Here is a 22,334-nt window from a genome sequence, read left to right as displayed (position 1 = left end):
ATCAGCGGAGCAGGTAGGGCATGTTGACGGTGACGGCGCCGGTGGGGCAGCGGGCCGCGCAGGGACCGCAGTACCAGCACTCGTCCACGTGCATGAAGGCCTTGCCGTTCGCGGGGTTGATGGCCAGCGAGTCCAGCGGGCAGATCTCGACGCAGAGCGTGCACCCCTGGATGCAGAGCGACTCGTCGATGGTGACGGGGATGTCGGCGCGCTGATTCACGAGTGCCATCTAGAGGACCTTCCATTCAGGTGTGCTGCGGGTCAGGCTGCCGCGCATGGTGATTCGGTCGCCGCGCATGCGGATGTACTCCAGGTCGACCGGGCGGCCGTCGTCGAGCCGGGTCAGCCGTTCCAGCATCAGCAGCGGCGCGCCGCCGGGGACGTCGAGGGTGGAGGCGGTGTGCGGGTCGGCGGGCACGGCCTCGAGGGCCAGATCGGCCGAACCGAGGGAGTGGCCGCTGATGCGTTCCAGCAGCACGAACACGTCGGTGTGCTCCAGATCGTGGCCGAGCACCTCGGTGCCGATGTCGGGCGCCAGATAGGTGAGATCGAGGCTCAGCGGCAGATCCGCGAGGTAGCGCAGCCGTTCCAGGTAGACGACGCGTTCGCCCGGTGCGAGTCCGAGGCGGCGCGCGACGGCGGGCGGTGCGGTGACGTGCATCGCGGCGCGCACCTCGTTGCGCACGGTGCCATGGCCTTTGAAGGTCTCCTGCAACCCGAGCAGCGCGTCCAACCCGTGATCGTATTTGCGGGTGGCCACCCGGGTGCCCACCTTGGGCGCGCGGTCGATCAGGCCCTCGTCCTTCAACAGCGCCAAGGCGTCGCGGACGGTATTGCGCGAGGCGCCGTACTCGACGGCGAGCTCCTGCTCGCCCGGCAGCGTGCTGTCGAACGCGCCCGCGTGCAGTTGGTGCCGCAGGATATCGGCCACCCGCCGCGCCTGATCGGCGCGCAACTGCCGCACGGGCGTGGGTTCCGCCGCCACCGCCTCCGCCTTTCTATCGCTGACCTGCACGGATAGCGACGATAATGCGGCGGCGGCCACCCCTGGGCCCGTGTCGAGCCCGCCGGAAATCAGAGGATGTTAGTGCGCCGGGCAACCCCTGCCCCGACCTGGCACTATGTGGGGCGGCGCGGGTAATCCGCCACCCCCGCGACGGCGAGCAGATTACGATCACGCCGATCCGAATTCTGCGGCGTGTGGAGAGCGACGGGCGTATCTACGGAGATGGATCGTAGGTCGCCCGCGCCAGCGTCCACCTGCACAAGATCAGGTTCCCACGTGCAGAGGCCGGAGGACTGCTGTCGTGCGGCTGTGCGATCGTGCTTGCACCACCGTGCACGGGTGAGGTCTCATCGCGCACCAATCGTCGAACCTCACGGGTTCCGGAGCCGAGGGTCCGCGGTCCACGGCGGTCCTTCCGTGACGACTCGATCACCTCGGGGACACCGAGCAGTGCCGAGTACCCGGCGGAGGCCGGTTTCGCTCGTCTGTTCATCGAGCCGCTGGGCGCGGACCGTAGGTGTCGAGGAAGAGCACGGGACCGGTGCCGAAGGCGTTCGTGGCGTCCATGTCGAGCAGCGCGGCCAATGCCTTGGCGGTGTAGACGGTCTCCAATCGCAGTCCGACCGTCGCGGCTCGCTCTTCGGCGTCCCGGGCGTCAGGCGTCGCGTGGCCGTAGCCAGGGCCGAGCCACTCGGTGGTCATCGTGACGTCCTCCGGCCGTAGTCCGGTCGGGGCGAAGCGGGCTCCGCGAGAACGAAGCACATTTTCGGCGCGCTCGGCGAGGCGGACGATGTGCGCGGCGTCGAGGGGAAGCGTGTCGTTCACGACGACGCCGACGACGCGCGTGCGCAACCCGGCCAGTCGCAGCCCCAGTGCGAGACCGGCCGCGGTGCCGCCGGAGCCGACGGCGGTGACGATGTGCGTGGGCTCCGGGAGCTCGCCCGCGGCGATCTGGGCCGCGAGTTCATACGCCGCCTCGACGTAACCCAAGGCGCCGATCGGCGACGAGCCGCCTGCGGGCAGGAAATACGGGCGCGTTCCGCCGCGCAGGTGGCGCAGATACAGCCACGGCGCGGCGAGCATCGTGCGCAGCTTGCTGTGCGTGAAATGCAGTGTGGCCCCTGAGTTCTCCAGTCGCCGCAGCTGCGCGCGGACATGGTCGTCGACCGGCTGGTCGACCAGGGCGAGAGCGGTATCGATGCCGTGGGCGCGGCCGTACAAGGCCGTGGCGAGACCCCAGTTGGTGCCGGTGCCGCCGACGGTGAGGATGGTGCGCGCGCCGCGGCGCCGCGCCTCGGGCAACAGCCACTCCAGCTTGCGCACTTTGTTGCCGCCCCAGCCGCCGTCGCCGTATCCGCTCTCGTCTTTGCACCAGAGCTCGGCCGTGGTGCCGAGGTCATACCGGCGCACCGGGGTCGGTGCGGTGCCGAGCCGGAGGAACGGCAAGGTGCCGGTCACCTCGGGAAAACGCTCGTGCACGAGCGCCCCGGTCATTGCTTGATCGCCTCGGGGATGCCCAGCAGCGCCGCTTGCACCTCGTGCAGGCGGTCGATGTCGCCGCGGATGCCCGCGACGTTGTCGTTGTACAGGAACGCCTCGCCGAGGCGGACTATCGCGTACGCCAGGAGCCCGGGTTCCAGCGGCGGACGGTACCCGTCCTCCTCGGTGGCGCGGACGATCAATTCCCGGACCGTGCGCACGATCAGCGGCTGTACGGGTCCGTCGCTCGCGGTGAGGATGCGCAGCCCGGAGAGCGGCTCGTTCTCGAAGTAGCGGCGGAACGGTTCGTTGTCGGTCATCCAGCGGTTGACCCGGTAGAGCACGTCCAGGATGCGCCGGGCGCCGGTGGAGCGGCGGCGTGCGTCGGCGCGGCTGAGCAGGGCCTCGAACTCCCCGGCCAGCACCGAGCCGAGCACGCCGTCGCGGGAGCCGAACCAGCGGTAGATCGAGGCACGGCTGAGCCCGAGTTGCCCGGCGATAGCCTGGATGTCCACCCGCTCACCGGCCAGGAACGCCTTGCGGGCGTGTTCGATGACCTGTTCCCTGGTCGCGGAGGCCGGTCGGCCGGGAGGGCGGGTGGTCCGCTGACTGGAATCGATCACCGAAGAATGATACATCGTTTAGAACGTGTATCGAAACAGGTCGTGCTCAGAACCAGGCGTCCCGCATCTGCAGCGTAGTCCGGTCCAGGCGGGCGAGCAGATCCAGCGCCGGTGAGGTCTTGGGTAACTCGAAATGATAGAAGAACCGAGCCGCGTGCCGCTTGCCATCATAGAAGTCGCCGGAACGGTCCCCAGTGGCGAGGAACTGCTCGAGCCAGATCCACGCCAGCACGATGTGCCCGAATGCCTCCAGGTACACCGAGCTGTTGGCCAGCGCGGCTTCGATGTCGCCGGAGGCGAACAGTCCGGCGGTCACCTCCACCAGCCGCCGCCACGCCGCATCCAGCTGGGCGGCGAGCTCGACCGCCTCGTCACCCGACGTGCGGGCGGCGGCGATGGTCGCCTCGACCCGCGCCCCCAGGGTGAGCAGGCCGGCGCCGCCCTGCTGGGTCACCTTGCGGCCGAGCAGGTCCAGGCCCTGGATGCCGTGCGTGCCTTCGTGGATCGGGTTGAGGCGGTTGTCCCGGTAATGCTGCTCGACGTTGTACTCGCGGGTGTAGCCGTAGCCGCCGAGCACCTGGATGGCGAGGCTGTTGGCCTCCAGGCACCACTGCGAGGGCCAGCTCTTGGCGATCGGGGTCAGAATGTCCAGCAGCAGGGTGACCGTGCGGCGGTCTTCCTCGGACTCGGCGGTTTTCTGGTCGTCCACCAGCCGGGCGCAGTACAGCACCAACGCCAGTCCGCCTTCGGCATAAGCCTTCTGCGCCAGCAGCATTCGCTTCACGTCGGCGTGCTCGATGATCGGGCGCTGCGGCGCGGCCGGGTCGGCGGGCAGTTTGGCCCGGCCCTGGGTGCGGGTGCGGGCGTAGTCCAGCGACTCGAGATAGCCGGTGTAGCCGAGTGCGGCGGCGACCAGGCCGACGCCGATGCGCGCCTCGTTCATCATGTGGAACATGTAGGTCAGCCCGCGATGCGGTTCGCCGACCAGGTAGCCCACGGCGCCGGGTGCGCCGCCGGGCGTCCAGCGGCCCTCGCCGAAGTTCAGCACCGTATTCACCGTGCCGCGGAAGCCCATCTTGTGGTTGAGCCCGGCCAGCGCGACGTCGTTGCGCTCGCCGATCGCGCCGTCGTCGCCGACCAGGAAGCGCGGCACCACGAACAGCGAGATCCCCTTGGTGCCGGCCGGTCCGCCGGGGATCTTCGCCAGCACGAGGTGCACGATGTTCTCGCCGAGCTCGTGATCGCCGCCGGAGATCCACATCTTCGTGCCGAACAGCCGGTACGTGCCGTCACCCTGCGGCTCGGCGCGGGTGACGATGTCGGCCAGCGACGAACCGGCCTGCGGCTCCGACAGGCACATGGTGCCGAAGAACCGGCCCGCGAGCATCGGACGGACGAACTTCTCGACCAGTTCCGGAGCGGCGTGGGAGACCAGCAGATTCGCGTTGGCCACGGTGAGGAAGGGATAGCCCGCGGTGCCGGGGTTGGCCGCCTGGAACCACGCGTAACTCGCCTGCGCGACGGTGGCGGGCAGTTGGGCGCCGCCGAGTTCGTAATCCATTGCCGCCGAAGGCAATCCGGCCTTGGCGAAGGCTTCCAGCGCGCGGCCGACCTCGGGGATGATGGTCACGCGTTCGCCGTCGAAGGTCGGTTCGTTGGCGTCGTTGAGCTTGTTGTGTGGCGCGAAGTACCTGGTGGCCAGAGCCTCGCTGAGCTCGAGCACGGCGTCGAAGGTCTCCCGCGAGTGCTCGGCGTACCGCTCGCGCTTGGTCAGCCCCTCCGCGTCGAGCCACTCGTAGAGCAGGAAATCGAGATCGCGCCGGGACAGCAAGGTCGACCGCATCAGCCCGTCCTTTCGAGACATGTTCGAGCCAGTGTATCTTAGGACCGTAGCCGGTCGGTCATCCGCCGGCAACGAGCAGTCCCCGGTCCCGCGCCATCGCGGCTGCCTCGGTCCGGGTGGCCGCGCCGAGCTTGGTGAGGATGCGCGAGACGTGAACGCCCGCGGTGTTGGCGCTGATGAACAGCTCGGCCGCGATCTGGCGATTACTCGCGCCCGTGGCCACCAGCCGCAGCACCTCGAGTTCCCTGGGCGTCAGGCCCCCGGTGCTCGGTCGCTGCGCGACCGGCGGACGGTCCGCGGGTCCATCGAGAACGATCCCGGCGCGGTCGGCCAGCTGCTCGGCTCGCTCGCGGAGCGGCGGCGCCTGCAATTCGCCGGCCAGCTCCAGGACCGTGCGCAATGCGGTGCGCGCCGCCGTGCGATCGCCGGTGGCCAGTTCGGCTTCGCCGGATTCGAGCAGGCTGCGTGCCAGCTCGTACGGCTGGCGCAGGGCTCGCCAGGCAGAGACCGCCGCAGTCCAGTCGGCGGGACGGCCACTGCGCACGGCGCGACAAGTGTCCCGGTGCGCGACGTCCACAGCCGTAGTCACCGGCAGCCTTTCTATGACAGTGCCGAGAACCATTGTCGCGCAGCGGGTTCGCGCCACCGCGGCGGCCAGCGCCCACGCCTCGTGATGATGTGCGGCCAAGTCGTCGGCGGTCAGGGTCACGGCGCCGATCTCGGCGGCGCGCTGCGGGTTGCCCGCCGCGTGCGCGATCTCGGTCTGCAGGGTATGCAGCTGGATCTGGTACTGCCTGGCCCATCGGCGGTCGCCGAGCAAGGGCTGCGCGGTCTTGGTGCTGGTCTCCGCGGCGTCCGCGTCACCGCGTGCCAGCATGATCCTGGCGTGGCACAGCAGTAGCGCGGCGGTGCTCAGCGGCGGCAGCCGTTCGGTCAGCCATTCGTCGATGAGATCGAGCGCCTCGTTCCAGCGGCCCAGTGCGGTGAGCGCCTGGGTCCATTTGACCAGCAGAATCGGTCCGGTCTCGACGAAACGATAGGTCTCGTGCGCGGCGCGCAGCCCCTGCTGGATCGCGGCGATGGCGGCCTCGTTCGCACCCGACGCCACCAGCAGTGCCGACTCCCACAGCACCACCGTCAGTAGCGTTCTCGGATCGCGCGCGGCAGTCGCGGCGGCATGCGCCTGTTCGAAGTGCGCCATGGCGACCTCGGGATGGTCAGCGGTGGCGAGCCCGAGATATGCGTATGCGCGCGCGGCCAGTGCTCGCTCGCCCAGCTGTTCGGCCACATCGACGGCGGCGCGCGCATCGCTTTCGGCCGCGGCCGAGTCGCCGCTGAATACGCGTGCGGCGGCGAGTTCGGCGAGCACCTCGCCGCGCAGCACCGCCGGCCGATCCGCGGGAAGCAACGCCAGCGCGGCGAGCAGGTCGTCGTCCCCGCCGCTGCTGCTCTGATTGCGCAACCCGGCCCGATAGTGGTGCAGCCGGGCGGCGCGCTCCGGTTCGACGGTCGCATCGATGGCGGCCAGCGCCTCGTCGGCGGCCGCGATGCCGCGCTCGATGACGCCGCCGCGATGGCATGCCGCCACGACCGCTTCCAGCACACCGAGTCGATCGGCGTGGACCCGGCTCGCGGCTTCCGGCGTCCGATCCCACAATTCGAGCACCCGATCCAGGTGGTGTACCTGATCGCTATGTGCGCCAGCACTTTCCGCATCGGCTGCGGCGTACCACGCGGCTTCGAGCGCCAGCGGCAGGTCGCCCGCCGCGTACGCGTGATAGGCCAGCTCGCCGGAGGGGAACTGGGCCCGGTCGGTGGCGAGTACCTGGCAAAGTTTGGCGTGCAGTCGTTTTCGTTGGGCCGGCAGTAGATCGTCGTAGACGGCGTCGCGAATGAGAATGTGCCGGAACTCGTAGCCGGTGTCGGTGGCGATCAGCAGTTGGTGGTCGACCAACTGGTGCAGGGCGGCGGTGAGCGCGTCCTCACCGATGTCGCCGGCACGCTCGAGCAGCGTATGGCGAATCGGTGACCCGGCCACCGCCGCGAGCCGCAATACCGAACCGGTGCGGTCGGGCAGGTCGGCCAGGTACCCGAGCAGCAGCTCCGACAGGTCGGCGGGTGTATCCGCGGGTGCGGGACCGAGCGCCTCGACGAACAACGGAATCCCCTTGCTGCGCTCGAAGACTCGGGCGATCGTTCCGGCTTCCGGCTCCCGGCCGAGCAGCGCGGCCAGCTGTCGGCCGACTTCGTGCTTGGTCAGCGGCGCCGGAGTCAGCAGGCGGACCCCCGGGTCGCGGCGCCATCCCGCGACCAGCCTGCGCAGTGGCTCGGAATCTGCGGGCCGGTAGGTGCCGACCAGCAGCAGATCCCGCTGGGCGAGGTTGGCCACCAGGAAGGCGAGCAGCTCGAGGCTGGCGTCATCGGCCCAGTGCAGGTCCTCCAGGACCACTATGACGGGCCGGACCGAAGCCAGCTGTTCCAGCACGGTCAGGATCTCACCGAACAACCGGATTCGATCGGTGTCGGTCTCCGCCGCCCCCGACCGCGCTGCCAACTCGGGAAGCCAGCGCGCCAGCGCGGGCTGGGCGACCGGAAGCAGGGCCGCAAGCCCGTCCACGCCCTGGTCTCGCAACAGCGCTCGCATGACCGCTACAAACGGCGCGAAGGGCACGCCCTTGGCGCCGAACTCCGGACAACGTCCGCACAACACCACCGTCTGCGCGCCGACCCGCGTCGTGAACTCCGCGACCAGCCGCGACTTGCCGATGCCCGCCTCGCCCGCGACCAGCACGGTATGCACCGCCGGGTCCCGGTAGGCGTCCTGCAATGCCGCGACTTCGGCGGCCCGCCCCACGAAGGCACCGCATACGGGAAGGCTCACCACGGCGCGATCATGCCCGGAGCGCACGGTCGGTGCCAAGTGCCGGGGTGAAGAATCGCGGCGGGTAAAGAGACATCCGGCGGCAAGATAACGAATTCTCGTGATTCGGCGACCCCCTCGTTACCCGAAGCATTACCGGCATGACGAACACCGAAATCCGACCCTTCCGCATCGACATCCCGCAGGCCGACCTGGACGACCTCCGCCTGCGCCTGGCCCGCACCCGCTGGATCGACGACCTGCCCGGCACCAGCTGGGAACGCGGCGTGCCGACCGCCTACCTGAAGGACCTGGCCGGGTACTGGGCCGAGAAATTCGACTGGCGGGCCGTCGAGGCGGAGCTGAACGCCTACCCACAGTTCACCACCACCGTCGCGGGCCAGAACATGCACTTCCTGCACGTCCGCTCGGCCCAGGAGGACGCCACCCCGTTGTTGCTGCTGCACGGCTGGCCCAGTTCGGTGGTCGACTTCCTCGACGTGATCGGCCCGCTCACCGATCCCGCCGCGCACGGCGCCCCCGACGCTCCGGCCTTCCACCTGGTCATCCCGTCGCTGCCGGGACACGGCTTCTCCGGCCCGATCACCGAGACCGGCTGGAACGACGGCCGGATCGCGGCAGCGCTCGCCGAGCTGATGGCGCGCCTCGGTTACGACCGCTACGGCGTGCATGGCGGCGACCACGGCGCGTTCATCGCCCCGGCGCTCGGGCGGATCGACACCGAGCACGTGGTCGGCGTGCACGTCAACGCGCTGGTCACCTTCCCGACCGGCGACCCCGCCGACATGGCCGCGCTCACCGATGCGGAGAAAGCCCGGCTGGGCGCGATGAAGAAGTTCCAGGACGACGGCTCGGCCTACATGAACCTGAAGGGATCGCGCCCGAACACCATCGCGCAGCTGCTCGCCGACTCCCCGGCGGGCCAGCTCGGCTGGATCGCGGAGAAGTACCAGGAGTGGACCGACTCCGCCCACGAACTGCCCGAACAGGCCGTCGCCAAGGACCGGCTGCTGGCCACGGTGAGCATCTACTGGTTCACCGACACCGCCCGCAGCGTCGCGAACTTCTACTACGAGCGCTTCCACGACGCGAGCATGTTCGCGCCGAAGCCGAAGGGCACGGTGCCCACCGGCGTCGCGGTGTTCAAGGACGGCGACTACGCCATCCGCCGCTTCGCCGAGCGCGCCCACCACATCACGCACTGGTCGGAGTTCTACTCCGGCGGCCACTTCCCGGCGCTGGAGGTGCCGGAGCTACTGGTCGGCGACGTTCGGGAGTTCTTCCGGACGCTCGGCGACTGACCCAGCGGAACACCAAGGGCAGGCGGTATTCACCGCCTGCCTTTCGCCCCGTGCTGCACGGGTGGCGGGCGCAACGCGAGAGCATGGGTCGTCGTCCCGACGCAAGACCCGTGCAAGGCGGCGCAAGACCGCCGCAACCATCCGGCGGCAGAGTCGCGGTCATGAACGAGACATTCGATGTGGTGGTCGCCGGAGCCGGACCGGTCGGGCTGATGCTGGCCTGCGAACTTCGCCTCGGCGGCGCGGACGTGCTGGTGGTCGAACGGCTCACCGAGCCCGATATGACCATCAAAGCCGGAGCGATCAATGTGCCGACCGCGCAAGCCCTGTTCCGCCGCGGACTGCTGCCCGAGCTGCTCCAACAGCAGAACGCGATGGTGGAGCGCATCCGCGCCGCGGGTCTGTCCCCGAGCGCGGGGGCGGCGACCCAGCGCCTGCCGATCGCCGGTCATTTCGCCGGCATCATGCTGCGCATGCCCGATATCGACTTCGACGACCCGGCGTTCGCCGAACTCGGCCCCGCTGCCGAGGCGGTGCTGGTGCCCCAGCAGGGCATCGAAGCGATTCTCGCCCGGCGCGCCATCGAACTCGGCGTGCCGGTCCGGCGCGGCGTCGAACTGACCGACTTCGATGACGACGGAACCGGTGTCACCATCTACTGCGGCGACAGCACGGTCCGCGCGGCCTGGCTGGTCGGCTGCGACGGCGGGCGCAGCATGGTCCGCAAGCGCGCCGGATTCGATTTTCCGGGTCTCGACCCTGAGATCACCGGACATCAGGCGGTGGTCCAGATGACCGGTACCGAAGGTCTGCGGCCGGGCTGGAACTCGACCGATGCCGGAATCTACGTCAACGGCCCGACACCGGGTCGTATCCTCACCGTCGAGCTCGACGGCCCGCCCGCCGACCGCGCGACACCGGTGACCGCGGCCGAATTGCAGGCCAGTTTGCGCGCGGTCTCGGGCGTGCCGGTCGAGATAACGGCCGTGCACTCGGCGACCCGTTTCACCGACAACACCCGTCAGGTCACCGAATACCGGAAGGGACGGGTGCTGCTGGCAGGCGATGCGGCCCATGTGCATTCGCCGTTCGGGGGACAGGGCCTCAATCTCGGCATCGGCGACGCGGTCAACCTCGGCTGGAAACTGGCCGCGGTGGTGCGCGGCGACGCGAACGAGACCCTGCTCGACACCTACACCACCGAACGGCATCCGACCGGCGCGTGGGTACTGGAGTGGACCCGCGCCCAGATCGCGCTGATGCGGCTCGATCGGCGCAGCAAAGCTCTGCGTGATGTGGTCACCGATCTGCTCGCGACTCGCGACGGCGCCACCGCCATCTTCAAGAAGATCTCCGGTGTCCTGCACCGCTACGATCTCGGCGGCGGGCATGACCTGGTCGGCGCAGTCACCCCGGATATCGAACTCTCCGACGGCAGTCGGCTCAGTGAGCACTTCTCCGGCGGTCGGGCGATCCTGTTGGACCTGACCGATTCCGCCGAACTCCGGGGGATGTGCGCTCCGTGGTCCGATCTTGTGCGTGTAGTGACGGCGAAACCCACTGCACCACGCGAGCTTTCCGCGCTGCTGATCCGCCCGGACGGCTATGTCGCCTGGGCCGCGGACGCTGGTGCGCGGGACGGGCTGCTCGAAGCGCTGCGTCGCTGGTTCGGTGACAGGTCCTGACCGTCGGCACGGCATCAGCCGACGTGCTCAAGTGAGAACCATCGCGAGATATCCCGAAATGTAGGCGAGGCCGAAGAGAATCGGGATCCATTGCTCGATATGGGTGAGGGGCCAGTACCGTGACCGGTCCTTCCCTTCACCCAGAGCCCACCATTCGGCCCTCCAGAACGGCGAGGCGGGCAGTCGTTCTTCGAGGACGCCGATGACCTGGTACTTGGCGCTGTTCAGCAGCCGGTAGCTGCGTACCAGGTAGAACCAGGCGAAACACTGGCCGAGGATCGCGACCAGAGGGATCGCCAGCCACTGTTCCTTGTTCGACGGCGGTGTTTTCCCGAAGGCGGCGACGAGGGTGAAGATGCCGGTGTTGAGGGTCACGAAGAACGAGTTCGTCAGGCCGCGCCGCGCGCTGATGCGGTCGGCCATCTCCACGTAGAGCCGGTACTGCTCGAGCACCGCGCTGTCGTAGGCGGGCCTGGGCTTGTCGTCCGGGTCGTTCCAGAGTCGGTGGCGAAGCTCGGACTGGCGATCGTTCTGAGGCACTGTCCACCCTTCTCTGGCGTGTCGTTGTGTGCTGCTAACGGATTCCTTCGCTCGAGCGAGCCCGTCCGAATGCACTCCTGCGATCGGTGGTGGCAAACCGGTGTCCGCTCACCCTCATTTCGCGGCCGTGTTGTCGTCGGAGGCAATCGGTAGTTCAGGGCAGACCTTGATGTATTCGATGTCGGGAGAGACCCACTTACGCCATTGTTTGTGGCTGATGTTGCTAGTGAGCTTGCTGCACAGAGCTTTCGTCCACGCGCCGGGTGTTGCCTCCCACATCCATATGCTGCCATTGTCTCCGCCGGAGACGATTCGCTGCCCGTCCGGGCTGAACGCAACGCTCCACACTGTTGCCGGGTGTCCGGTCATGGGAGGGCCGACGGGGTCGCTGGCGGCCGCGTTCCACAGCCGCACGGTGGCATCGGCGCCGCCGGAGACTATGCGGCGCCCGTCCGGGCTGAACGCCGCACTCCACACCATTCCCTGGTGCGCGGCAATCGGTTCGTCGATGGGTTGTCCGGTGGTCGCGTCCCACAGCTGCATGGTGCCGTCGTAGCCGCCGGTGAGGATGCGCTGCCCGTCCGGGCTGAACGCCACACTGGTTATCCAGGTCACGTGCGCCGTCATCGGCTGGCCGATGGGTTGGTGGGTGGCCACGTCCCATAGTCGTACGGTGTTGTCGTAGCCGCCGGAGACGATCCGGCGGCCGTCAGGGGCGAACGCCACGCTCATCACCTGGCCCTCGTGTCCGATCATCGGTTTGCCGATCGGTGCTTCGATGGTCGGGTCCCATAACCGCACAGTGTTGTCCGCGCCGCCGGATACGATGCGCTGCCCGTCCGGGCTGAACGCCACACTCCAGACCGTTTCGCGGTGTCCGGTCATCGGTTTGCCGATCGGCGCTCCGGTGTTCGTATCCAATAACCGCACAGCGCCGTCGGAGCCGCCGGAGACGATGTGCTGCCCGTCCGGGGCGAACGCCACGCTCATCACCTCGCCGCCGTGTCCGGTCATCGGTTTGCCGATCGGTGCTCCGGTGGTGGCATCCCACAGCCGAACGTCTTCACCGCCGGAGACGATCCGGCGGCCGTCCGGGCTGAACGCCACGCTCGCTACCGTGCCTGGGATGGTTGGTTTATCGGTGATCGGCTCCCACACTCGCATGGTGCCGTCGGTGCCGCCGGAGATGATGCGCTGCCCGTCCGGGCTGAACGTCACGCTCGAGACCATGCCTCGGTGTCCGGTCATTGGTTCACCGATCGATGAACCGGTGTTCGTATCCCATAGCCGCACGGTGCCGTCGATGCCGGTGGAAACGATACGCTGGCCGTCCGGGGCAAACGCCACACTCTTCACCGCGCCTTGGTGGCCGGTCATCGGTTTGCCGATCGGTGCTCCGGAGTTCGTGTCCCACAGCCGGACGTTTCCGGCACGACCGTCCATACCGCCGGAGACGATACGCTGGCCGTCCGGGGCGAACGCCACGCTCGTCACCTCACCCTGATGACCGGTCATCGGTTCGACGATCGATTGGCCGCTCGCCGCATCCCATACCCGCACGGTTTTGTCGGTGCCGCCGGAGACGATGTGCCGCCCGTCCGCGGCAAACGCCACACTCAACACAAACCCCTGGTGTCCGGTCATCGGTTCCCCTATGGGTTGTCCGGTGTCCGCGTCCCACAGCCGCACAGTGCTGTCGTCACCCCCGGAGACGATGCGCCGCCGGTCCGGGGCGAAAGCGACGCTCCGCACACCCTTCTGGTGTCCGGTCATCGGTTCGCCAATGGGTTGGCCGGTGGCCGCGTCCCATAGCCGGACCGTGCTGTCAGTTCCACCGGAGACGATGCGCTGCCCATCGGGGCTGAATATCACACTCCACACCCGGCCTTGGTGGCCGGTCATCGGTTCCCCGATCGTTTGGCCGTTGGTCGCATCCCACAGCCGCACGTCGGCGCCGCCGGAGACGATCCGCTGCCGGTCCGGACTGACCGCCACGCTGAACACCTGCGCGGTGGTGTCGATTATCGAGAGCAACGCACGCCGCTCGAGCACGGCGCCGAGCAGCGCGCCCTCGTCCGGCCGTGATGCGATCGACTGCGCGGCCAAAATCTGCGTCAGCGCTCGTGCATCACTGCCGAAGGTGACGCCGGCGAGCATGGCCTGGCCTTCCGACACCAGTCGTCGGGCTACCGCTTCGTCGCGTTGGCGTATCGCCTCTCGTCGTTGCGCGAACGCGATCGCGGCTGCGGTGACCGCGAGAACAGTCAGCATGACAAGGCCCGCGATGGCGGCGCGCCGTAACCGCCGGAAGCGGCGTTGCTCCCGCAGATCCTCGCTGGCGAGTTCGTACTTGGGTTTGCCGTGGATCGGGGCGGCCAGATCGGTGACCTTTTCCCGGAATATCGCCGCGCGGGGATCCCACGGCGCGTCCTCGCTGACGTCGACGTAGAAAGGCTCGGTGGGCAGTGCTCCCGTTTCCGTCAGCACCGGCAGAGCCAGATCGGATCGGTCCGGGTCGAACCGTCCGGTGTTCTCGTCCCAGATCACATGCCCATCAGCGACGACGAACAACAACTGATCCGGCCCACGCCGCTCCAGCCAGTGGGCAACCTCTTTGTTGACCCAGCCCGAGGCGACCGAGTGCGGGGAAAGCACCACGATGAAATAGCGGGCCCGGTCGATCGCCTCGCTGACCCTGCCCCACAGGTCGGGGCTGGCGGTGAGGTCGGTGGCGTCGCGGAACACCCGCAGGGCGTGCAAGCGGCCCATTCGCCGCCCTATGCGGTGCAGGCCTTTCTGAATCCCTGCGGCCACCGGCCGATCATCATGGGCATAGGAGATGAAGGCGTCGTAATCGAACGACTCCTGTTCCCGACGAGCCTGCTGCTCCGGAGCCTGAGCACGCATCCGTTATCGCCCGCTCTCCAGATCGAGACGCATGAACTGGACTTTTTGAGTCTCACGCACCCGAGGTCCGATGACGTGGGTAGTCCACTACTCGACTTCGCGGAAAGTTTGCTGATGCGCCTGCGATGGACAGCCCCCGATCCAGCCTGGAATCGCCGAGGGCGGCCATTACGGAAAGGTGCCCAGGAACTCGCGCGTATCCAGCCACGGTTACCGAGTTCGGGACCGGTACCGGCAGATGCCGTCCGCGGTGGGGGTTCCAGTTCACCTCCCTTACGGTGATCAGCCACGCGCGTGATGCTTGTTCGGCAAACCATGCTGCCGCCCCCAGATTTCGAGCGAGCGCTAGTTGGAGAGGAGATCGAGCTGCCATTGGATTCGGTCGGCGTCTTCTTGCGCTGCCTGCTTGCGAGCGCGGATTGATTCGACGACGTCGGCGGGTGCCTTCGCCAGGAACCCGCTGTTGCCCAGCTTCTTAGCGGTGCTGTCCAATTCCTTGTGCGCGGCGGCCAAGGCCTTCTGCAGGCGGCGTCGTTCGGCGTCGACGTCGATGGCCTGGGACAGGTCGAGGCTGACCCGGGCTCGGCCGATCGGCAGCGTCGCGGTAGGCCGGAAACCCTCGGCGGCGGGTTCCAGGCGCAGCAGTTGCCGGATCGCGGGTTCGTGTGATCGCAGCGCGGGCGGGAGTTCGAGGTCGGCAGGTACCGGTTGGCTGGTGCGGACACCTTGTTCGGAGCGGAATCGCCGGACCTCGGTGACGAGCTGCCGCAACTCGGCGATTTCGGTTTCGGCGTCGTGGTCGCGGTAGCCGGTATCGGTGGGCCACGAGGCGATGACGACGGATTCCTGCCCCGTGAGGGTGGTCCACAGCTTCTCGGTGACGAACGGGACGATCGGATGCAGCAGTCGCAGCAGGCTGTCGAGGACATGTCCGAGCACGCGCCGCGAGACGTCGGCGGCTGGCCCGCCGGCAGCGTAAGTGGCCTTCGACAGTTCGAGGTACCAGTCGAATACTTCGTCCCACGCGAAGTGATACAGCAGCTCGGTGAGCTTGGCGAACTGGTAATCGTCGAAGAGGACGTCGGCTTCGGCGATCACGGTGTTCAGCCGCGAGAGGATCCACCGATCGACCGTCGAGAGCGTCTCCGAGGCGGGGAGTGGTCCGCTGGTGGTAGCGCCGTTGAGCAGGGCGAAGCGGGTGGCGTTCCAGATCTTGGTGGTGAAGTTGCGGGCACCTTCGACGGATTCTTCGCTGATCGGGGCGTCGGTACCCGGGTTGGCGGCACGGGCGAGCGCGAAGCGCAGTGCGTCGGTGCCGTAGGCATCCATCCAGGTGATCGGATCCACCACATTGCCAAAGGATTTCGACATTTTCTTGCCGTGCTTGTCGCGAACCATGCCGTGCAGGGCGATCGTCGCGAATGGTGGTCGGCCGGTGGCGTAGAGCCCGAACATCATCATTCGGGCGATCCAGAAGAACATCAGATCGTAGCCGGTGAACAGCACCGAATTGGGGTAGAACCGCGCAAGGCTGTCGGTCTGGCCGGGCCAGCCCATGGTGGAGAACGGCCACAATGCCGCGGAGAACCAGGTGTCGAGTACATCGGGGTCCTGCACCCAGCCATCGGGAGCGGTCTCGCCGGGCCCGACGCAGACCATCTCGCCGCCGGGGCCGTGCCAGATCGGAATGCGGTGTCCCCACCACAGCTGTCGGGAGATGTTCCAGTCCCGCAGATTGTCGACCCAGTCGAAATAGCGGCTCGCCAACTCGGGCGGATGAATGGAGACCCGGCCGTCGCGGACGGCGTCACCCGCGGCCTCGGCCAGCGTTGCGACCTCGACCCACCACTGCATCGACAAGCGCGGCTCGATGACAGTGCCGCAGCGCGAGCAGTGCCCGACCGCATGCCGATATGGGCGCTTCTCGGCGGCGATACGTCCCTCGGCACGCAATGCGGCGACGACCGCGCTGCGCGCCTCGAGCCGATCGAGCCCTTGGAACGGGCCGGGTGCGGTGATGATCGCCCGCTCATCCATCACCGTCAGCGAGGGCAGGTTGTGGCGTCGACCGATCTCGAAGTCGTTCGGGTCATGGGCTGGGGTGACCTTCACTGCGCCGGTGCCGAACTCCGGGTCGACATGGGTGTCGGCGACAACCCGGATGCGGCGGCCGGTCAATGGCAGAACGATTTCGCTTCCGACGAGATGACGGTAGCGATCATCGTCGGGGTGCACCGCGACGGCGGTGTCACCGAGCATCGTCTCCGCGCGGGTAGTGGCGACCACGATCGAGTCCTGGCCGTCGCCGTAGCGGATCGACACCAGCTCACCGTCGAGTTCCTGATGGTCGACTTCGATATCGGAGATCGCGGTCGTGCAACGCGGACACCAATTGATGATCCGTTCGGCCCGGTAGATCAGCTTGTCGTCGTAAAGCCGTTTGAAGATCGTCTGGACAGCACGAGACAGGCCCTCGTCCATGGTGAAGCGCTCGCGGTCCCAGTCGACACCGTCGCCGAGGCGCCGCATCTGATCGGAGATCGCCCCGCCGGATTCGGCTTTCCACTGCCACACGCGCTGCTCGAATGCTTCCCGGCCCAGGTCGTGCCGGGACAAGCCTTCCTTGGCCAGCTCGCGCTCGACGACGTTCTGCGTTGCGATCCCGGCGTGGTCCATACCGGGCTGCCACAGCGTCTCATACCCCTGCATGCGCTTGCGCCGGGTCAGCGCATCGATCTGAGTGTGCTCATAGGCATGCCCCATGTGCAGGCGGCCGGTGACGTTCGGCGGCGGAATGACGATCGCGTACGGCGGCTTGTCGCTGGCGGCGTCGGCTTTGAAATAGCCCCGCTCTACCCACCGTACGTACAGCTCACCTTCCAGCTCCACCGGTACGAACGTCGTCGGCAGGATCGCGGGTTCGCTGCTGTTTCGGGGGTGGGTTTCGGTCACAATCGCCCAGCATATTGCCTGCGCATCGCTGGTCGACTGGTACGGATGGTCGGAATCAGGCTAAGACAGCTCGCGGATCAGGACATCGAATGTCGGTGCGTCCGGCCAGTCGTGGTAGTGCCTGCGATACCGTCGAGCAGGTGAGCCGCACTCAGTGGACGATTCATGGCGAGCGTCTGGTCGAAGAGAACCGCCATATCAGGCTGTCGACTGTGGACGTGGAGCTGCCGGACGGAGTCAAGTTCACCCAGTACGTCGCCCGGATGCCGCGGTGTGCAATGACGTTGGTACTCAATGAGAGGCGGGAGGCGCTGTTGATGTACCGACACCGTTTCATCATCGATCGGTGGGTATGGGAACTCCCTGGCGGTTACGTCGACGGGGCGGAAGATGTCGCGATCGCGGCGGCACGCGAGGTGGAGGAGGAGACCGGCTGGCGGCCGGACGCGATGGAGCACTTGGTCACTTATCAGCCAGCCATCGGCACGCTGGACCAACCGCAAGAGATCTACCTGGCGCGCGGCGCGCACCTCACCGACACTCAGCCGGATGTCAACGAGGCCGAGGACATCCGCTGGATTCCCCTCTCGGAAACGGTGCAGATGATCGATCGCGGCGAGATCGTCGGTGCCGCAACGGTGGTCGCGGTGTACAGGGCGCTCAGTCTGCCCGCGTAGTGGTCGAGAAGACCTGTTGTCGGAAGTCCGCGACGTCCGGCAGCGCAGCGTACGGCGCGAGGCGTTGGCTCATCGCTGGTCGACTGGTATGGAGGGTCGGAATCGTCCATACAAGCCGTGGCCCTCCTCACCAGATCGTCGAACGCATTCAAGCCAGTGGCCTGCGCGCGCGGGTCGAGCGATTTCAGACCGAAACTGATCAGGCGCGGTCTATGCCGCACCATGCGGCAAAGCCGCGCACGCTCTCATTGCTTCGAGCGTCGTCACGGGCTAGAACGCGGATGGTCTCGTGGACCATGGGGTGGTAGCGGGTTTGTGTCGGCGCGATCTCCTTGGCCTTCACAAGGGAGGCAAGGGCATTCGTGCGGTTGCCGTGGAGAAGGTATCCCCGGGCCAAGTCGATGTAGTGGTGGCCCGCGCGCTCCCGTTGCGTTGTCGCCGGAAGATGCACGTGTTGGGCGCGTTTCACGGCCTCGGTTCCGTCCATCATCTCGACGGCCAGGCCGACCGACCAGATGTCGACATTCGTAACACCGAAGCACAGCCGGTAATCGTCCCGATCGCTACCGATGCGCTGGGCGGTTTCGCGCGCCTCGGCAAGGTGTCCGTCGGCGATATCGCGGCGACCTGCGCGGGCGGCGGCGAGGCCGGATTTCAGGTGGAGGTTGCCCCACATGCTCAGGACGGCTGGATCGTTGCCGCCGATGTCGGATTCGATTGTGGCACGGCTTGCTTCGAGGAAGGGGAGCGCTGTCGACCAGTCGGCCGCGCCGATCAGTTCGCCCGCGCGCTGATAGTCGCCCACGAGGACGGCCAGCGGGTCACCGGACTGTGCCGCTGCCCATTCGTATCGGTCGACGCACAGCGAGGAGAGGTCGATATATCCGAGCTTGTACACCACTTGTCCGGTCGCTGCGAACGCTTCTGCGAGAAGCCCGAAGATACGCTCGCGTTTGAGGCCTGTGGCGGAGTGCCATGCGACACGGAGATCGGCGAGCAGACCGGGCAGGACTGTGCCGAGGTCGCCAAGGTTGACGGAGTGCCGCAATTTGGAGGCCCTCGCGACGTCAGCGGCGAGTTGGTGCTCGGGGCGGGCGTTCATGGTGCCGTCGGGCTCGATGTTGTACGCGGCCAGTTCCCGGCGGATCTCGGGCACTCCCGCGTGAACTCGCTGTTCATCGCGGGTCTGCCTCGGGTAGGGCTGCTCGAGGAGATCTGCGAGGTTCAAGCGCAGAGCGCGGGCGCATGCCGCGACGAATGCCGGTGATGCGGGCGCACGGCCGCGCTCGACCTTGCGGACCAAACTCGCCGAGAAGTTGGCCTCCTGCGCAAGTTTCTCCTGACTCCAGCCCGCGAGCTTCCTGGCTACGCGTACCTTCTCGCCGACACCGGATTCCTGGGTCATCGTCATCACGTATCCCATTCCACAGTTTTCGTTATCCCCAGAGTGACAAATCTTTTGCCGCTCCGCGGTGTTGTTCGTCGTCACAGTCATGTTCCGGCCCCGGCGCGGGGTGAGAGCCCGTTGCTCGTCCGGGCACACCACCGGCGTCTACGGCGTCGCTGGGAGGGTCGTGAGATCCCCCGCACCGGGTGCCGCACCACACGAATCGAACGAGGGTGACATGGCGAAAATCGCGATCGGCTACATCCGGCTGGATCAATCCGGTAGTGATCAGGCAGGGGAGGAGCGGGCGATTCGGGCTCTAGCCAGGCGAAGGCCTACCCGGAACCGCAAGTGCTAGTTGTGGATCGCGACGTGCTGATGCCGACGCTCCTGCTGATGCAGGCTATCCGCCCGGTCGGCGCTTCGGTTGCCATCGCCCCGGCGCGGGACCACGTATGGACTGCCAGGCGCGGACTTACCGAAGTAGTTGCCCTGATATTCGTTGCCCCCGAAGAGGTTTGGCAGCGTGCGCACCGGTGGTCCCCCCTTCGGTCCACTCCCGAGCGGGGTACGGCCTTGACGTCCGACTGGTCCGACTTCGGTACTTCCATTGCCGTGGCGACGGTGGTGGTCGTGGTGCTGTTAGGCCTCTTTTTCGCGGCCAGTAGGTGGTGGCGAAGGCCGTTGCCTGGCCCGAGCGTGTACGACATCGCGAAACGCGTGGGCCATGAGCAACTGTGCATGCTGGGCTGGCCGCCTTTGGGATGGCCAGCGGTGGAGCCACGAGACGGCCCGGAGTTCACTCCCGCCGATGCCCACGCGCTCATGCAGGTGCATCGCGAGTGCGACGCGGACGAGTGCTCGTGGAAAAGCGCTGCGCTCGAGACATTGCGCGTCACCGGCCGGATGCGACCCACCAAGTACCCACGTCGGTCACATCGCTTTTGACGTCGGAGATTGCCCCACAATCCGGACTCCGCCCAACAGGAGGAGTGCCCTCTCGGGTCGATGGATTCGCGGGTGCTACGGGCCGGAAGCGGCCCGCGCAGGCAGGTCCTGGGTCTTCGACGCTCCGTTGAGCAGCCAGGTGAAGGCGTCGAGGAGGGATGTTTTGTTGGTGGAGTCGGGGTCGACCAGGCGCTGGAGACCGTAGCCGTAGGCGAGCGCCTGGAGGGCGGCGGCCAGATGGGGCGGGGCGTCGGGAGCCAGGTCGGCGAGATCGGCTCGGACGCGAGCGAACTCTTCGGCGGCGTGGAGGCGGGCGGAAGGGTTGTCGCGGGCAGCGCTGAGGCAGAACTCGAGCAGAAGCAGGACCGAGTCGCGGTGGCCTTCGACGAAGTCGGCCCACTGCGCACTAGCGGCGGCGACAGCGTCCCCGGGCGAGGCGGTCACACGGCGGACGCGGCGCTCGCTCTGACGGCGCATCTCCGCGGCCATCAGTGTGTGGAACAGGTCTATCTTGCCGTCGAAGTTCGAGTAGATCGCGCCGGTAGACAACCCGGCTTCGGCGGCGATCTCCGGCACCGAAGCTCCTTCGTAACCACGGCGAGCGAACACGCGGGCGGCGGCGTTCAGCAGCTTGGCGCGGGTCTGCTCCTGACGCTGCCGCCGGGTGGTCGGTACGGGCAAAACATCCTCCTGGGGGTCTTGCGGACAGCATACCAAGCTCGAATAATGACCATTCGGCGAACGATCATTATCCGAAAGGTCTCCCATGCGAGTTCCCCTCACCGTCGAAGCCGACTGGGACGAGCGCACCCGAACGACGCTCGACCGGCTCGGTCGGCAGAACATCTTCACGACCCTGGCCCACCATCCCGATCTGCTGCACCGCTGGCTGGTGTTCGGCCGACACGTCCTGGCCGGCTCGACGCTGCCGGCACGCGAGCGCGAGCTGGTCATCCTGCGCACCGGGTGGCGGTGTGGCTCGGAGTACGAGTTCGCCCAGCATCGCAAGCTGGGTGAGGAGGCGGGCTTGACCCGTCCGGAGATCGACAAGGTGGCCTCGGACGCCACCGACTGGCCCGAGCGCGACCTTGTCCTGTTGCGCGCCACCGACCAACTCGTCGCCACCCACACCATGGACGACTCCCTGTGGGCGGCCTTGTGCCGGGACTGGACGCTGCAGCAGGCAATGGACATCGTCTTCGCCGTCGGCCAGTACACGCTCGTTTCCACTGCGCTGAACACCTTCCAGGTCGCCCTGGACGAAGGGCTGGAGGGATTCCCATCGTGACAGGACGTCTGCACGACAAGGTCGCCGTCGTCTGTGGCGCCGGCCAGACCCCCGGCACGACCATTGGCAACGGCCGGGCCACCGCCCTGCTGTTCGCTCGCGAAGGCGCCGAGGTGCTCGCTGTCGACCGGGACGAGAAATCGCTGCTCGAGACCTGCGCGCTGATCTCCGAGTCGGGTGGTACCGCCCGTCCGCTGGTCGCCGACATCACCGACCCATCCGACTGCGCCGCCATCGCCCGCACCGCGCTGGATGCCTTCGGCCGTATCGACGTCCTGCACAACAACATCGGCATCGGCGCCGGCGACGCCGGCGCGCTCGACGTCACCGAGGACGCCTGGGACCGCATCCAGTCGGTCAACCTGCGCGCCCCTTGGACGGTCTGCCGCCAGATCATCCCGCACATGCGCGAACGCCGGACGGGCGCCATCATCAACGTCTCGTCCATCGCCGCGGTCTGCTCGGCCCCGCTGGTCGCCTACAAGGTCTCCAAAGCGGGCCTGAACGCGTTGACCCATGCCCTGGCCATGGAGAACGCCTCCTTCGGCATCCGCGCCAACACCATCATGCCCGGCTTCATCGATACCCCGATGGCGATCGAGGGCATGGCCTCGAAGTTGGGCATGAACCAGGATGAACTGCGCGCGGCCCGCGACCGGATGGTCCCGCTGAACCAACGCCAGGGCACCGCATGGGACGTGGCCCATGCCGCCCTCTTCCTGGCCTCCGACGAGGCCGCCTTCATCACCGGCGCCCTGCTGCCTGTGGACGGCGGCCAAAGCGCCCGAATCGGCTGACGCCCCTCACCGGAATGTAC

The 22,334-nt window shown here is 67.5% G+C and carries 17 protein-coding genes; 6 read left to right on the top strand and 11 right to left on the bottom strand.

The features are described 5' to 3' along the window. Nucleotide 1 precedes the first annotated feature (1 nt). The 6 genes from IU459_RS26520 to IU459_RS26495 all read right to left on the bottom strand — a co-directional run bounded on the left by IU459_RS26520 (nt 2) and on the right by IU459_RS26495 (nt 7,835). Nucleotides 2–229 carry a 4Fe-4S dicluster domain-containing protein gene (locus IU459_RS26520; protein WP_195132298.1) on the bottom strand — a complete coding sequence of 76 codons (228 nt, stop codon included), beginning with the start codon at nt 227–229 and terminating at the stop codon, nt 2–4. Further along, nucleotides 230–1,015, bottom strand: coding sequence for a GntR family transcriptional regulator (locus IU459_RS26515; protein ID WP_195132297.1), 786 nt, complete (start codon nt 1,013–1,015; stop codon nt 230–232). Nucleotides 1,016–1,495: 480 nt separating this feature from the next. Beyond that, nucleotides 1,496–2,500, bottom strand: coding sequence for a 1-aminocyclopropane-1-carboxylate deaminase/D-cysteine desulfhydrase (locus tag IU459_RS26510; RefSeq protein WP_195132296.1), 1,005 nt, complete (start codon nt 2,498–2,500; stop codon nt 1,496–1,498). After that, nucleotides 2,497–3,108 carry a QsdR family transcriptional regulator gene (locus IU459_RS26505; protein WP_324199039.1) on the bottom strand — a complete coding sequence of 204 codons (612 nt, stop codon included), beginning with the start codon at nt 3,106–3,108 and terminating at the stop codon, nt 2,497–2,499. Before IU459_RS26505 ends, IU459_RS26510 begins: the two co-directional genes overlap by 4 nt. Before the next feature lie 46 nt (nt 3,109–3,154). Continuing rightward, the gene (locus IU459_RS26500) at nt 3,155–4,951 is read right to left on the bottom strand and encodes an acyl-CoA dehydrogenase (protein WP_195132294.1); all 1,797 of its coding nucleotides are present in this window, start codon (nt 4,949–4,951) and stop codon (nt 3,155–3,157) included. A 58-nt stretch (nt 4,952–5,009) separates the two neighbouring features. Continuing rightward, nucleotides 5,010–7,835 (bottom strand): helix-turn-helix transcriptional regulator, encoded by a 2,826-nt coding sequence (locus IU459_RS26495; RefSeq protein ID WP_195132293.1) that lies wholly within the window; start codon nt 7,833–7,835, stop codon nt 5,010–5,012. Nucleotides 7,836–7,972: 137 nt separating this feature from the next. On the opposite strand from IU459_RS26495, the gene IU459_RS26490 reads away from it, so the two are divergent. Together IU459_RS26490 and IU459_RS26485 are read left to right on the top strand one after the other, a co-directional pair. Continuing rightward, complete coding sequence (locus IU459_RS26490) at nt 7,973–9,133, top strand: epoxide hydrolase family protein (protein ID WP_195132292.1); 1,161 nt, start codon at nt 7,973–7,975, stop codon at nt 9,131–9,133. Between the two features lie 161 nt (nt 9,134–9,294). Continuing rightward, complete coding sequence (locus IU459_RS26485) at nt 9,295–10,818, top strand: FAD-dependent monooxygenase (protein WP_195132291.1); 1,524 nt, start codon at nt 9,295–9,297, stop codon at nt 10,816–10,818. A 27-nt stretch (nt 10,819–10,845) separates the two neighbouring features. Here IU459_RS26485 and IU459_RS26480 read toward each other — a convergent pair whose 3' ends face one another. The 3 genes from IU459_RS26480 to IU459_RS26470 form a co-directional block, all read right to left on the bottom strand. After that, on the bottom strand, nt 10,846–11,358 hold the full coding sequence (locus IU459_RS26480) for a RipA family octameric membrane protein (RefSeq protein WP_228838562.1): 513 nt from the start codon (nt 11,356–11,358) through the stop codon (nt 10,846–10,848). 114 nt (nt 11,359–11,472) lie between these two features. Continuing rightward, nucleotides 11,473–14,265 (bottom strand): eIF2A-related protein, encoded by a 2,793-nt coding sequence (locus IU459_RS26475; protein WP_195132290.1) that lies wholly within the window; start codon nt 14,263–14,265, stop codon nt 11,473–11,475. 345 nt (nt 14,266–14,610) lie between these two features. Beyond that, nucleotides 14,611–17,220: a valine--tRNA ligase gene (locus IU459_RS26470; protein WP_440446531.1), complete on the bottom strand. Its 2,610-nt coding sequence runs from the start codon at nt 17,218–17,220 to the stop codon at nt 14,611–14,613. A 137-nt stretch (nt 17,221–17,357) separates the two neighbouring features. On the opposite strand from IU459_RS26470, the gene IU459_RS38740 reads away from it, so the two are divergent. Further along, nucleotides 17,358–17,894: an NUDIX hydrolase gene (locus IU459_RS38740; protein WP_324199038.1), complete on the top strand. Its 537-nt coding sequence runs from the start codon at nt 17,358–17,360 to the stop codon at nt 17,892–17,894. 199 nt (nt 17,895–18,093) lie between these two features. On the opposite strand, the gene IU459_RS26460 is transcribed toward IU459_RS38740, so the two are convergent. Next, the gene (locus IU459_RS26460) at nt 18,094–19,305 is read right to left on the bottom strand and encodes a helix-turn-helix domain-containing protein (RefSeq protein WP_228838561.1); all 1,212 of its coding nucleotides are present in this window, start codon (nt 19,303–19,305) and stop codon (nt 18,094–18,096) included. A 552-nt stretch (nt 19,306–19,857) separates the two neighbouring features. Between IU459_RS26460 and IU459_RS26455 the strand changes: the two genes are divergently transcribed. Beyond that, nucleotides 19,858–20,229 carry a hypothetical protein gene (locus IU459_RS26455; protein ID WP_195132287.1) on the top strand — a complete coding sequence of 124 codons (372 nt, stop codon included), beginning with the start codon at nt 19,858–19,860 and terminating at the stop codon, nt 20,227–20,229. 75 nt (nt 20,230–20,304) lie between these two features. Here the strand turns inward: IU459_RS26455 and IU459_RS26450 are convergent, their stop codons facing one another. Then, on the bottom strand, nt 20,305–20,910 hold the full coding sequence (locus IU459_RS26450) for a TetR/AcrR family transcriptional regulator (RefSeq protein ID WP_228838560.1): 606 nt from the start codon (nt 20,908–20,910) through the stop codon (nt 20,305–20,307). A gap of 85 nt (nt 20,911–20,995) precedes the next feature. Here IU459_RS26450 and IU459_RS26445 point away from each other — a divergent pair, with 85 nt between their 5' ends. Together IU459_RS26445 and IU459_RS26440 are read left to right on the top strand one after the other, a co-directional pair. Beyond that, a complete protein-coding gene (locus IU459_RS26445) occupies nt 20,996–21,517 on the top strand; it encodes a carboxymuconolactone decarboxylase family protein (protein ID WP_195132285.1) in 522 nt (173 codons plus the stop codon). After that, nucleotides 21,514–22,314: an SDR family NAD(P)-dependent oxidoreductase gene (locus IU459_RS26440; protein WP_195132284.1), complete on the top strand. Its 801-nt coding sequence runs from the start codon at nt 21,514–21,516 to the stop codon at nt 22,312–22,314. The genes IU459_RS26445 and IU459_RS26440 overlap by 4 nt, the downstream gene beginning before the upstream one ends. Nucleotides 22,315–22,334 lie beyond the last annotated feature (20 nt).

The organism is Nocardia amamiensis (genome assembly GCF_015477605.1).
Taxonomy (GTDB): domain Bacteria; phylum Actinomycetota; class Actinomycetes; order Mycobacteriales; family Mycobacteriaceae; genus Nocardia; species Nocardia amamiensis_A.
This window is presented reverse-complemented; position numbering and strand designations above follow the sequence as displayed.

Bases quoted from the DNA above. Each gene is read 5' to 3' on its own strand.
- IU459_RS26520 (WP_195132298.1), bottom strand. From the start codon at position 229: ATGGCACTCGTGAATCAGCGCGCCGACATCCCCGTCACCATCGACGAG.
- IU459_RS26510 (WP_195132296.1), bottom strand. From the start codon at position 2,500: ATGACCGGGGCGCTCGTGCACGAGCGTTTTCCCGAGGTGACCGGCACC.
- IU459_RS26490 (WP_195132292.1), top strand. From the start codon at position 7,973: ATGACGAACACCGAAATCCGACCCTTCCGCATCGACATCCCGCAGGCC.
- IU459_RS26475 (WP_195132290.1), bottom strand. From the start codon at position 14,265: ATGCGTGCTCAGGCTCCGGAGCAGCAGGCTCGTCGGGAACAGGAGTCG.
- IU459_RS26500 (WP_195132294.1), bottom strand. From the start codon at position 4,951: ATGCGGTCGACCTTGCTGTCCCGGCGCGATCTCGATTTCCTGCTCTAC.
- IU459_RS26485 (WP_195132291.1), top strand. From the start codon at position 9,295: ATGAACGAGACATTCGATGTGGTGGTCGCCGGAGCCGGACCGGTCGGG.
- IU459_RS26460 (WP_228838561.1), bottom strand. From the start codon at position 19,305: ATGACGATGACCCAGGAATCCGGTGTCGGCGAGAAGGTACGCGTAGCC.
- IU459_RS26445 (WP_195132285.1), top strand. From the start codon at position 20,996: ATGCGAGTTCCCCTCACCGTCGAAGCCGACTGGGACGAGCGCACCCGA.